Origin of the sequence: Streptomyces sp. NBC_00996 (assembly GCF_045162675.1) — a bacterium.
Classification (GTDB): Bacteria; Actinomycetota; Actinomycetes; order Streptomycetales; family Streptomycetaceae; genus Streptomyces.
In genome coordinates, this window is the sequence record NZ_CP108723.1 from 10,737,404 (window position 1) to 10,750,390 (window position 12,987).

Consider the following 12,987-nt stretch of genomic DNA (forward strand, 5'->3'; position numbering starts at 1 on the left):
TGTTGGGCTGCGCGGGGCACCCAGGGTGCCGGGCGGGGGCACCGGTGTCAGTGCAGAGTTCTGCACTTTCACCCCGCCGCGCCGCACCCTGTCGGGCAACGGCTCGCCGGATGCCGACCGGCCCGCGCCGCCATTCGGCTGCCGCCGGTCGTGTCACTCCTCGCCCTCACCCAGGGCGAGCACCGCGGCCAGCTCCTGGGCGGGCAGACGGGACCACGCGGCGACCTCCTCCAGCGCCACCCCGGCGGCGACGGCCGCGGCGGCGGTGTGCACGAGGGCCTGGTCGATCAGGGCGGCACTGTGGCTGAGGTGCTCCAGCAGGGTGCGGGCCACCTCGGCGGTGGTGCCGCTGTGCACGCCGCGCAGCTCCACCAGCTGTTCGCGCGCCTCGTCGACCAACTGCGTGATGACGAGCCGTTGTTCGGCGCTCACCGTGGCCCGCCACCGGGTCGCCGAGCCACCCGACTTCTGCTCTGCCGCCATGACGCGCAGCTGGCCGGCCATCGTGGCGGGCTGCTGTTCCCGCTTCAGCCGCCACGGATCCTCCCGCCACCCCGGCGGCCCCGTCTCGTGGCGGCGGGCGCGCACGATCGCGCCCTTCCAATCGTTCAGCGGGTTGCCGTGGTCGGCCGCAAGTTCGGGTCCCAGCCAGGTGCGGCCCACCCGCTCGCCCAGCCGGTGGCAGAACGGGTCGTCGGCGCCCCGCGCCCGAGGCTGCATCCCGCCGCTTGCCTGCCAGGCCACCTCGGCCATGGCCGGCTCCAGCAGCGCCCGCGCCACGGCCACCACCTCCGGGAAGATCGCCGCGTCCCGGCCCACGATCCGCCACCACTCAAGCCGTGACCCCACGCTGCCGCCCGCCAAGTGGTGCAGACGACGCGGCCAGATCTCCTCCTGCTCCCAGTACAGAGCCTGCTCCCACCAGCGGGCCACCACCGCATGCGCCAGTGTGAACGCCTGCTGCGGCTCCACCCCGGCGCGCACCGCACGCCGTGCCACGCCCGGCCACCGCCGCTGCGCGGCCATCACCTCCGGCAGCAGGCGCAGATCGAGGTGTTCCAGCGGCTGGTCGGCGTCCGCGTCCAGCAGCCAGCGCCCGTGCCGCAGGCAGACCCGCTGCCGGCGCGGCAGATACCGCACCGCCCGCAGTGCCTGCCCGGTGCGCCGCGCGGTGCACAGCCGGCAGCTGAACGCTGCTTCCCCCGCCACCGCGGCTGCCGCCCGCCACCGTGCCTGCGCCAGGGCGGCGTCCCGGCCGGTGCTGATCTTGGGATCGTCCACGGTGAAGGACGGCAGAGCGCGCGCCAGCACCGCCGGTTCCACTCCGCACAGCTCGGCGAGCACACCCCGCCCGGCCCCGTTGAGGACGACCTCCGCATCTGCCCTCACACCGCCGCCGTCGTGCCGGGTGGGGGAGTTGCGGCACGTCCACAGCCGCAGCACGCTGCTGGCTGCGAGACTGTAGCGGGCCGCCACCCGGCTGATCAGCGACGCGGTCAGCTCCCCGGCCAGCGGCACGGTTCGCAACACCCCTGCTGCCACACCTCACCCCCGATGCCCTCTTCGGCTCACACAGCGTCCTCATGTTCTACCCCAACCCACCGCTGCACCGGTCGAAGCCAACCGGCGGACCAGCACACCATGAGGCATCAAAAGGCCCCAGTTGCACTGTTGATGGGGCAGTCCTCGCCCCTCGGCGCGTCAACGTCATCGGGACGGCAGCTCCTTGTCATCACGGGGGCGTCCGACCAGCCGAGCCACAGCCGCCCCAGGGCCTGCGGTGTCCGGAATGCCTGCGGATATCGCTGATCCGGACACCTCGTCATCGGTCTGGAGCGGAGACGTGTTGTTGGGATATCGCCCCTTTGAGGTTAAGCACATGGATAAATCCAGGGTTAATTTTTGCTAGGGTGCGGGTTGGAGGTGGCGATGGCGGACCGGCCGAGTCAGGACGAGCTCTTCGCGGCGGTGGACGAACTGCTGGCGGGTGAGCCGGAGTTGCCGCCGCCGGTGGAACGGGCTCGGCTGCGGGAGGCAGCCGGTATCACGCAGGCCCGGCTGGCTCATGTGCTGCGGACCACGACGCAGACGGTGAAGAACTGGGAGAACGGCCGCTCGGAGCCGCGCCCGCCGCGTCGGCAGGCGTACCTGCGGCTGCTGGAAGGCTGGGCGACGAAGCACCCGGAATCGGCCACCGAGCCCGTGCCGGAGACCTTCACCGGACCCACGTCCCAGCGGCCTGCCCCCGCCGACGGGCCCGCTGACGACATGCCGGCTGCTCCCGAGAGTTCTCCGCGCCCCCACCGGCCTGCCTCTACGGGGCCTGCGTCGACATCACGGCGTCCGGCGCGGCCGAAGTCGGCCGCGCCCGCGGCCGATGCCCGCTTTCCCCACGGCCCTCTCGCTGTGCTGGATGGGGACGGCACTGCCTACTGCCTGGGCGGCGTGCTGCTGGACTGCCCGGCGACCACCATCGGCCAGTTGGTGGAGTGGGTGCTGAAGGAATCGGGGATCGGGCAGGCGCGGCTTCACCGGCACGGCAAGGACTTCGACCCGCTGATCGCGCTCACCGCCTCGGCTGCCGCGCGGTTCGGGCTGCCAGAGCGGCTTGAGGACCGCCGCGGGCTGCGCCTGGCGGAGGACCATCCGGTGATCAGGCAGCTGACGAAGGCGAAGTGGAAGTTGACCCAGCGCGGGTTCGGCCCATGGCCGCGGATCTACCGTCCGGCCGAGGCGGGCCGACGGCAGTGCGTACAGCTGGCGGTCCTGCCATGGGACGCCCTCGACACCCGCGCCTGGGGCGGTGCCGCGGAGCTGCATCCCGCCGATCTGGCCCGTGTTCTAGGCGTGTTCGCGTCCCGGGTTCTCACTCCGCGGGGTTCCACTGCGGTGACCGGTCTGGAGTTGATGACGGCCTTGCGGCCGCCGACCCGGCCGGTCAAGGACGAGACGAGCGGTCAGTGGGTCTCCGGCCCGAACTCGGGAGCCCTTGCCCTGCCGGTGGACCCGGCGCCGCCGGAGGCTCCCCAGGAGCATCCGGTCGCGCAGGGTTGGGAGGATGGCTTCCTGGACGAGGAGGCCTACCAGTGGGCGCGCGACCCCCACCTGCTCAATGACGAGGAGTGCCTGCTGCCCTGGGCGGTGGGCATCGACATCAACACCGCCTTCCTCGCCGCCGCCGCCCGCCTCACGGTCGGTCTGTCCGGGCCGGTCCGCGTCACGGCGCCGGTGTTCGACAAGAAGATCCCCGGCACGTGGCTGGTGGACCTGTCCGGCATCGAGCTGGACGCGCGTCTGCCCAACCCCTTCACTCCCAGCGGACAGCGTCCCGAGGGGCCCGGCTGGTACACCACCGCGACCCTTGCCTATGCCGAGGAACTCGGCTGCGAGGTCCGACCGATCGAGGCGTATCTGCGCCAGGAGACCGGCGCTTACCTGGATCCGTGGCACGACCGGCTCAAGGACGCCTACCTCACCACCACCGCGGACATGGGCATCCCCGTCGACAAGGACGCCGACCCGGCCGCGTTCCTGGACGCCGTCGCGCTGCACAAGACGTACGCGGCTGCAGACGACACTCGCCTCGACGCTCTGCGCGCTGCGCTCGCTGAACTGCCCACGGACCGTGCCGACCTCAGCGACGAGGACCTGGCCGCCCTGGTGCGTCGGCACCGGCAGGGCGCGATGGTGCTGTCGGCGATCAAGTCGACGGTCAAGGGCGGCATCGGCAAGCTCCGCGAACGTCCCCAGGGCCGCCACTACCGTGACGGGGAGCGCTGGCCCGCCCTGGAGCGCCCCACCTGGAGGCCCGACATCCGCGCGGCGGTCATCGCCAAGGCGCGGGTGAACATGCACCGCAAGATGGCCAAGCTCGCTGCCCTGACCGGCCAATACCCGCTCGCCGTGCTGTCGGACTGCGTCGTCTACGCCAGCCCAGGTCCCTCCCCGCTGGACTTCCTGCCGTTGGGCGGCGACGGCACGCCGGTGTACGGCACCTTCCGCCTTGGGGCGAACCCCGGCTTCTGCAAGGTCGAGGGTGTCCAGGAGATGGCGTGGGCGGTCGACCTGATGGAGCAGGGCTACAACCCCGCCCGCCACATCAAGGGCGGCGACGCCGTCGCGGACGAAGGGGAGTAGGCCGTGGTGCGACGGATCCGTCCAGGCAATGCCGACGCCGACGACGCCCTGGTCCAGGAAGCCATCGAGCAGGCCGACCAGGAAGTCTTCACCCACGAACCGCCCAAGACTCTCAAGGGGCGTATCAACTTCCTGCTGAAGCAGCTGAAGACGACCAAGGCCATCGCCCAGGAACTCGGCATCACCCAGCGCTCCGTGGAGCGCTACCGCACCGGCGCGCGCAAGCAGCCACCCAAGGCGATCGCCGACCGGATCGACGCGGCCGTACGCGCCCGCTGGCAGCCCCGCGTCCGCGACCGGCGCCGCAAGCAGGCCGCGACCCGTACCGGGATCACCGTTGAGGCCCGCGCCCGGTTCGGCTACAGCGCGCCGATCGGCACGACCGACGACGGCCGCACACGGCGCATCACCGTCCACCTCCCGGCCGACTACGCCCGGCGCCTCTTCGACGCCCAGGAGGGCATCGGCGACCAGTCTCCCAACGAAGTTATCGCCGAGGGAATCCAAGAAACGTATTTTAAAGACCACGGTCGTCGTGCCGACCACCTCGAAGTCGAATTCACAGACATCGACTACATCGACATCTCGCTCTGAAAAGGAGCGCAGTTGGGCCGTACGGCACGGTACGGCTGTCGGCAACGGACGCCGACCAAGTCATCGCACAGATCTGCGCCACCACCGGGAACGCCCTGACCACTCACCAGTGGAATCAGTACGTCGGTACGCTCCCTTACCGATCGCCCTGCCCGTAACCCGCGCTCAGTGGCAGCCAGCACGCACGCGATCGGCGAGCTGCTGCTGGAAGTCGCCCCGGCCTACCTCTCCGACACCGACGCCACGGGCATCCTCACCCGGTTCTGCAACGACATCGGGATCGAGGGCCTGCCACTGCATGGTGCTGCTCGTAGTGGTGTGCAGCGGGGTGCTGCTGCTGATCGTCGGGATGGTGCTGCTCGTGGGACTCTCCGGGAAATGCGGGGAAAGCGGGTCACCCTCGCGGGGTGCCGGTCGGACGACGTACGCCAGGGTGGTCGGCGAAAGCGATTCGCTGGACGTGTTCGCCGCCCTGGACGCGGAGTTGTCGGCGGCGGAGGCCGACTGGGACCGGCTGATTCCTGACAGGGTGTGCGGGGCCGGGCCGCGTGATCCTGCCCTGCCGCAACCTGCCGGAGCTGCCGGTCTTTGCGGCAAAACAGCATGCGCTCAGATCGTCACAGCCTGCACACTGAGGGCCTCTCGTACCGGAGGAAGCTGCCGTGACGTCCTTGACCCCGCTCGAAGTGCAGCGACTTGCCTACATCAGGTTCCTGTTCGAAGAGGGAATCGACTACAGCCGGCGCCCGGCTCCGTTGTCGGCTACTGCGGTTCTGGTGCTTCACGATGCCGTGGAGCTCTTCCTCGGTCTGGCTGCGGATCATCATGCAACCGACCCGGACCCGAAGATCCAGTTCATGGCGTACTGGGCTGAGTTGAAGAAGTCCGAGGCGGCCATTCATCTCCCTGGCCAGGGCTCCATGCGCACCTTGAACGATGTCCGTGTCGCTATGAAGCACCACGGCACCCCTCCGGCAGAGCAGACCATCGAACGTTCAGCTGCGGATGTGCTGCGCTTCTTCACCACGGCCACACCCGTCGTCTTTGACGTCGACTTCGACCGCATCGACATGGTCGACCTCGTCGCGCAGGAAGCGGTCGCGCAGCTGCTGCGTGACGCCCAGCCATGGGCGGACAGAGGCGACCACACCCACGCCATGGCAGGGCTTTCACTGGCGATGGATGCGCTGCTGGACTACTACGCCCGGCCCGACACTCCTTTCGGATGGCGGGAAACGCCGTTCTCATTCGGTCCGGCAGTCACTTGGCGCCACGTAGCGCACACGGACTCACGCACGATTGAGGGGCAGGTCAGCATGCTGTCGGCCATCGCCAAGGAAACTCGGACCGCACTGCAGATCATCTGCCTGGGTATCGACTTTCCGAGTTTCGCCAGATTCCAGACGCTCGCTCCTCGCGTCCACGGTTACTACGATCACAGCTACCGGTACAGCTACCTGCCCTCAGACCCCGCTACTCCCCAGCAGTACTCGTGGGCGAGACACTTTGTCATCGAGTCAGCACTCCGTGCATCGCGGGCTGACGAAGCGCTCGATTTCATGCACGGGCAAGAAGCACACACAGAGCGGATGCAGGCGAAGTCCCAGGAGCGTGCCTGGACGGGTCCGCCAACGGACTGACGGGCGTTCCATCCGCCCGACGGCCGGACGAAGAGAACATTCCAGGCCGAGCATCGCGCGGACGCGGTGACTTCACCGGGGTTGGTGCCTCGCTCGGCCTCGCCCCGGAAGGCACGGAAGGCGAGGACGTTCCGCAGTGGAAGGGTGTCGATGTCGGCTCGCCCTTCGACTATCCCAAGGGCATCCTGTACGTCGCCAAGCACCTGGCCTGCCCCGCCCGGGACGGCGACCGCGCGGACATGCTCGACGAGCTCACCGAGCTGATCCAGGCGGTCGGCGGCAGGACCCTGGGTCTGTTCTCGTCGATGCGGGCCGCCCAGCTGGCCGCGCAGGAGCTGCGCAGGCGTATCCCCGAGTTCCCGATCCTTCTCCAGGGCGAGGAGACCCTCGGCGAACTGATCAAGAACTTCGCGGCCGACCCGAAGACTTGTCTCTTCGGCACGCTGTCGCTCTGGCAGGGGGTCGACGTTCCGGGGCCCAGCTGCCAGCTGGTCGTCATGGACAAGATCCCGTTCCCGCGCCCGGACGACCCGCTGATGAGCGCCCGCCAGAAGGCGGTCGAGAACGCCGGAGGGAACGGCTTCATGGCGGTCGCCGCCACCCACGCCGCGTGCTCATGGCGCAGGGCGCAGGCCGTCTCGTACGGGCGTCTCGCGGGTCGGCCGGTCGCGACGCCGCGACCGGCCGACCCGCGATCGAAAACCCATCCGGCACCGGGCCGGACAGTGCAGGGTCCCGGGGCCCGGTCTGAGGGCGGGAGCCTGGGAGGCTTGGCCCGCCGCAGCCGCCATACGCGCCGCAGTACCGCCACCACCTTGCCGAGGATGGTCGCCTCGTCGCCGGGGATCGGCTCGTAGGGCCGAGTTGTGCGGGAGGAGCCAGACGTGGCCGTCCTCGCGCTTGAAGCGCTTGACGGTGGCTTCGCCGTCGAGCATCGCGGCGACGATGTCGCCGTTCTCGGCGACGGGCTGGCGGCGGACGGTGGCCCAGTCGCCGTCACAGATGGCGGCCTCGATCATGGAGTCGCCGACGACCTTGACGTCCTCGACGGATTCCTCGGCGAGGATCGGGCCGCCGGCGGCGATGCGACCGACCAGCGGGACGTACGACGCGGCGGGTCGGCGGTGTCTGTGGGCTGTGCCGACGAGCCTGGTCCGAGCCGCGCACCTCGTACGCGCGCGGGCGGTGCGGATCGCGGCGCAGGAAGCCCTTGCGCTCCAGCGCCATCCGCAGGCGCCGCCAGTGCCCCGACTGCTCCCGTCGTTTCACGACCGTGGAGACGTGCTCGCTGATGGTGGTCAAGCGCTCCGGCGTGACCGAGCCCTTCAGCCGTACCAAGGTCATCAACGGCGTGCGCAAGGCATGCCAGGGGCGGCCTGTCACCGAGGACGCGCTCGCCCAGCTCGGCCAGCGGGTCGAGGAGGCGGTGCGGGCCACCGGAAGCGCCGAACTGACCACCCACGACGTGGGGCTGGCCATACTCGGCCCGTTGCAGGAACTCGACCTCGTTGCCTATCTGCGGTTCGCGTCCGTCTATCGGGCGTTCGACTCGCTCGAGGACTTCGAGGCCGCCATCGCGGCGCAGACAAGTGGCAAGGCACTTCAGGGCGTTTTAGCCCGATACAGGGAGGCGGCATGACAGAGACGGCGAGCGGTCCGGCACGAGGTTCCCGCGCCAAGGGCACCAAGGCCAGCAAGGGGCTGCGCATCGAGCGCATCCACACCACCCCCGGCGTGCACCCGTACGACGAGGTGGAGTGGGAGCGCCGTGACGTCGTCATGACCAACTGGCGCGACGGCTCGGTCAACTTCGAGCAGCGTGGCGTCGAGTTCCCCGGCTTCTGGTCGGTGAACGCGGTCAACATCGTCACCAGCAAGTACTTCCGCGGTGCCGTCGGCACCCCGCAGCGCGAGGTGAGCCTCAAGCAGCTCAGAGTCGGGTGGCGCCACGCGCGGCCAAGATGGTCATCCTCGACGTCGACCACCCCGACATCGAGGACTCCATCGAGACCAAGGTCAAGGAGGAGGAGGAGGAGAAGAAGCCGCGCTCTGCGTGACGCGGGCTTCGACATGGACCTGGGCGGCGACGACATCACGTCCGTCCAGTACCAGAACGCCAACAACTCGGTCCGTGTGAACGAAGAGTTCATGAAGGCGGTCCCGGACGGTGCCGCGATGGGGCATCGCCATCGCGGGCTTCCTGGCCTCAGGAGGTCTGCGACAAAACTCCCGTCTTCCGCCAAGCCGCCTCGGGTGCGCAGGGCAGGGCGCTGTTCATCGCATGCACCGGCTCGAGTCGGCCCTAACGGCGGTCCTGGGCAGTGATGGTGGCACTGTCTGCGGTGGTGGTCACGTCGGCCCCTCTCGATGGTCTCCCTGCTGGACAACGGTAGTTGCTTTCGAAAGATCGCGCCAAGCGCACGTTCGAGTGAAAAGGCGCGGATTGCCTGACGTGATCATGTGTCTGGGTGTATGGCTACGCTGCACCTGGCGGACAAAAGGGCCCATTGCTGTACTCTTCACCGCCGGGACAACGGCCGTGCCAGCAGATGTGGGGCCGTAGCCCAGTCGGCCGTCTGAGTACCCCGTCAACCGGGTGCCAGCCCTCTCAACTGCACGGCCACCACGGTATTTCCGCGTGTCCGGGATCGGTACGGCCGTGCGGCACATGCCAATGCGTGTGCGACACGCGCGGCGTGGGTCAATTTTCGTATCGATCCCCACATCTAGTGGTTGGATTGCAGCAGCAGCCCAAGTGTTGTGGTCCCCCCGGTCTCCGGGTCTGGTCAACACGCTTATGCTTGGGCCCAGTTCCTTCCAGTGGTCCCACCCAGTTGTTCGCCTCCGTGCGAGGCGAAGTCCTGAGCAGTACTCAGGACCCCTACTGGGGCCGAAGGGAGGGATACAGATGGCCGAGGAGACTTCTCCTACTGGTCACTGCGCGCGGTGTGAGCGTCGTCTGTCGAAACGGCAGGCGGTGGTCGACTGGGCGCCGGTGATCATAAAGGTCGTTTGGGAAGTGGTGCAGTCCTTCTGGTTCTGACCAGAAGCAGGAACCGGCCGGTGACGGTGAGCTCACACAGCAGTGAGCCCGACCGCTGATTGGACGGCCGGGCTTTGACTGCGGCACCCTTGAGGGGCCTGATTGCTGGTAGCCGCCAGCTTCAGGCCCTTTGAGGCCTTCCGGGCCTGTCGGTCCTCAGTGAGTCCCGGCCAGTCCCGATGAGTCCCCTGGTGTCCACTGCATCGTATGACATCAACATGGCCCCGCAATGCATTGGGAGACATCGAAATTCCGGCGTCATTGCTAGCTCCGAAGGCTGAACTGCCATACGAAGCCAACACTGCTTCCATGCCGAGCCACAGGTCAGCGGACACGCGAGCGGTCGGCGCACTGAGGCCTGGTAGCGGCGGTCAGGTGAACAGGATACCGGGACCGCTGCATGACCCGAGGGGTCGACGACACGTTTCTGGTACAGGTCGGCGTGAACGGGGTGACCGTCTCCGTGCCGTCATCATGCACGGCGACACGGTCGACCAGCTGCGCGAGCACCTGCTCCGGGGCGAGGCAGACACACGCGGTGATTGCGCGCAGGCGGCGGCTCATGGCGACGGACAGCCACACCCGTCCACATAGCGATCTTCTGTCCCCTTACGCCCAGTCGTATCCGAGTTCGGCGAGCGCCTGGAGTTTGTCGGGGGTGAGCTTGGCACGGCGGGTTTTGGTGTTGGACAGCCAGACTCCGAGTCGGACGGTCGTTCCGTCCTCCAGCTCCTCTACGTGGCCCCTGGGGATCGTCACGGAGCCCGTACGCGCCTTGTACTGTGCCAGGGCCGCAACCCCCCGCTCGAACGCCCCAGAACCGCCCTTGGAGGGCTTCGCGGGCGCTTTCTGCTCCGGGGGCAGCGGGGCGATGCCGAGGGCCTCGAGGCGTTCGCGCTGTCCGTCCATCAGGGCCTGCCAGACCGCCGGTTGACGCTGCCTCTGGAGCCATCGTCCGATGTCCATGCCGTGCACCGTCACGCCGGGCGTCACGTCGGTCTGTTCGGTTTCTTCGCGGAGGAGTTCGTGTACGGCGGTGTAGTGGCGTTGCCAGTTCACCGGCCAGGCGGGGTTCCAGTCCGGATCGATGGCCGCGAGTGCGGCCGCGCGTTCCGGGTGCCCGTCCAGGGCTCCGGGGCGGCGGAGGTTGGACAGCCATTGTCCGATCGGTTTGTCGAGTGCGGTGGCGGTGCGTGGTGCGCAGAGTGTCCAGTGCTGTTCGTGGTAGGCGCGTGCGGCGGCGAGGTTTTCCTGGAAGGCGGCGTCGGTGGCGTCCCAGGCCATGCCGAGCTGTTCCAGCCGCTCGGCCCGCTTCCCGTTCAACTGCCCAGCCCCGTAGGCGCGGCGTTGTTCTGAGACCCACTGTCCGAGGGGATACGGACCGGGAGCTTCCCTGTGGTCGTAGGGCACGCGGGCGTGATGCTCGCGTTCGACGTACCGGCGCAGCGCGGCGTAGCCGCGGGCCCAGTCTTGGCGTTCGGTGTCGATGACGTTGAAGCTGACCCACTCGGCGACCATGACCGGATCCCTGGGGGCAGCGAATCGCAGCAGCAGGCGTGCCTCTTCTTCGCCTTCCTGGGGCGCATCACCGATGTAGGTGAAGGGCTTTGTACGGGCCGGGCTGTCCTGGGGCACGGCCAGCAGTTCCACGGCCTCTTCGTCATGCGCGCGCAGCCCGGCCAGTACCTTGACGAGCGGACGGTAGGAGCTGGAGGTCAGCATGTCCTCCGGCCTCTCCCCGGCCTGCAGGAACACTGGCACGATCAACGTGGCGAGCTTCCCCTCACCGGGTTTCTGCCGCAGGGCCCGGCCGATGGCCTGGACGATGTCGTGGGGTGCGCCTTTGGGGTCGAGGAGCGCAACGGAGTCGACGGCCCGGATGTCGACGCCTTCGCCCAGGACGCGGCAGTTGGACAGGACGGCCCGCCGTGCGGTGGTGGCGAAGCTGCCCAGGATCTCCCGCCGGTGTTCGGGGGCGTGTTCGCCGCACAGCCAGTCGGCCCACATCCTCGTCGGGTACTTCTCCGGCTGGTCAGCGTGGAGCTTTGCCGCCACCCGCTGGAGCCCCTCCGCGAACGCCTGCGCCTCGATCGTGCGGTGGTGGAAAGTGATGGTGGTCTGCAGCCTGTGATCGGCCATCGCGCGCAGCAGCGCTGCCTGCAGGGCTCCGAGCCGCTGCCCGCGCACTTCTTCCTCATGCCGGCCGGGCCCGTACAGCCGCTCCGGGGTGACGACCGGGTCCTGGATCTCCACCACGCAAATCTCGTAGCGCGCCAGCAGGCCCCGTGAGATCGCCGAAGCGAGAGTGAGCTTGTACAGGACGGGGCCGAAGATGGTCTCGTCGTCCATGGAGGCGGCCATCTCCTGCGGCAGCGCCTCCCGTACCCTCTCCGCCACTTCCCAAGAAGGCGGCCGTTCCTGCCAGATCCGCGGTGTCGCCGTCAGGTACAGCCGGCGCGCGGCCGGGACGGTCGCCTGCTCGTGGATGTCCGCCCACGCCTTTCCCAGTGATCCGGAGGTGCGGTGCGCCTCGTCGACGACGGCCAGGTCCACGGGCGCGAGCTGCTGTCCGTAGGCGCCTTTGAAGGCCTCTGCGAGCACTCCGAGGGAGGCGTAGGTGGCGTAGATGGTGACTGGCCCGGTGCCGTGCCACAGCGCGAGCTGGATCGGGTTGGTGGTGCAGCGCACCCGTAGGTTCCACAGCTCCGGGTCCTCCTGGAGCGAGCACACCGCGACCGCCGGCCCTCTGTGCCCGGCCGCGTACCAGGCCTTCAGGGTCTGGGTCAGAAGCTCCAGGGTCGGCACGAGCACCAGTACCCGTCCGTGCGGCACGAGCCGCCGCGCCGCGGCCGCCGCCATGACGGTCTTCCCGGTCCCGCACGCGGCGTGGACCTGCCCGCGCAGCCCCTGCGCGGGAATACCGCCGGGCGGGATGTCGAGGCCGCGCACAATGGCGTCAACGGCCTCGATCTGGTGATCGCGGAGTTTCACGGCCATTTCCGGTGATCTCCTTTTCGCGGAATGCGGCACGCAGCCGGACAGGGATACCCTCGGAGTCGGAAGACTCTCGGATGGTGGTGCGCTGTAGCTCCAAAGTCTACACAGTGCATCACAATGAAGCATCCCCCCTCCGAACGGTTCGTCGAACGAGGCGATGATGGTCAGCCCTCACCCTCCAGCAAGAGAATGATGGTCCGTCATGTTGTCTTGAGGACCGAAGGAAGTTGAAGGGCAGGGAGCCGGGGGAACGGGGTTCAGGCGGAGCGCAGCGGAGCCTGTTCCCTATGGTTCTTCGACGTGCGCGGCTGGCATCCGGCAGAATGTGATGCTCCGTCAACTCTATTGCAGGGGGTGGTATAGCTGGGATTCACAGGGTTCACACGGCGGCGCACGTGATGCACCCTCTTCTTGCTGCCAGCCCTGGAGGCCCCGCTTGCGGGGACTCCCTCAATTCGCGCTTGCGCGAATTGACACTCTTTCAGAATTCCGCTTGCGGAATTCAATTCCCGTGCTCGCGCGGGAATTTGGCGGAGCGTCAGCGGAGCCGTTCACTCTGCGGCGGCTTGCCGCCGC

The 12,987-nt window shown here is 68.5% G+C and carries 6 protein-coding genes and 3 pseudogenes; 6 read left to right on the top strand and 3 right to left on the bottom strand.

The annotated features are described in order from the left end of the window. Positions 1 to 153: 153 nt before the first annotated feature. Positions 154 to 1,530, bottom strand: coding sequence for a DNA-binding protein (locus OG390_RS49845; protein WP_406164396.1), 1,377 nt, complete (start codon positions 1,528 to 1,530; stop codon positions 154 to 156). 399 nt (positions 1,531 to 1,929) lie between these two features. Here OG390_RS49845 and tap point away from each other — a divergent pair, with 399 nt between their 5' ends. The 4 genes and pseudogenes from tap to OG390_RS49865 all read left to right on the top strand — a co-directional run. Beyond that, the gene (tap, locus tag OG390_RS49850) at positions 1,930 to 4,137 is read left to right on the top strand and encodes a telomere-associated protein Tap (RefSeq protein ID WP_406164395.1); all 2,208 of its coding nucleotides are present in this window, start codon (positions 1,930 to 1,932) and stop codon (positions 4,135 to 4,137) included. Between the two features lie 3 nt (positions 4,138 to 4,140). After that, positions 4,141 to 4,731, top strand: a complete 591-nt coding sequence (gene tpg / locus OG390_RS49855) for a telomere-protecting terminal protein Tpg (protein ID WP_406164394.1) — start codon at positions 4,141 to 4,143, stop codon at positions 4,729 to 4,731. A gap of 662 nt (positions 4,732 to 5,393) precedes the next feature. After that, positions 5,394 to 6,371, top strand: a complete 978-nt coding sequence (locus tag OG390_RS49860; RefSeq protein ID WP_406164393.1) for a hypothetical protein — start codon at positions 5,394 to 5,396, stop codon at positions 6,369 to 6,371. Between the two features lie 65 nt (positions 6,372 to 6,436). Then, positions 6,437 to 7,023 (top strand): annotated as a pseudogene (locus OG390_RS49865) (ATP-dependent DNA helicase); the annotation flags it as partial. A gap of 138 nt (positions 7,024 to 7,161) precedes the next feature. Here the strand turns inward: OG390_RS49865 and OG390_RS49870 are convergent. Continuing rightward, positions 7,162 to 7,598 (bottom strand): annotated as a pseudogene (locus OG390_RS49870) (LexA family protein); the annotation flags it as partial. On the opposite strand from OG390_RS49870, the gene OG390_RS49875 reads away from it, so the two are divergent. Next, positions 7,582 to 8,010 (top strand): ATP cone domain-containing protein, encoded by a 429-nt coding sequence (locus OG390_RS49875; protein WP_406164392.1) that lies wholly within the window; start codon positions 7,582 to 7,584, stop codon positions 8,008 to 8,010. The pseudogene OG390_RS49870 and the gene OG390_RS49875 overlap by 17 nt on opposite strands. Further along, positions 8,007 to 8,552: pseudogene (locus OG390_RS49880) on the top strand (hypothetical protein); the annotation flags it as partial. The gene OG390_RS49875 and the pseudogene OG390_RS49880, both read left to right, overlap by 4 nt. 1,471 nt (positions 8,553 to 10,023) lie before the next feature. Here the strand turns inward: OG390_RS49880 and OG390_RS49885 are convergent. Further along, a complete protein-coding gene (locus OG390_RS49885) occupies positions 10,024 to 12,411 on the bottom strand; it encodes a Helicase associated domain protein (RefSeq protein ID WP_406164391.1) in 2,388 nt (795 codons plus the stop codon). Positions 12,412 to 12,987: the final 576 nt, after the last annotated feature.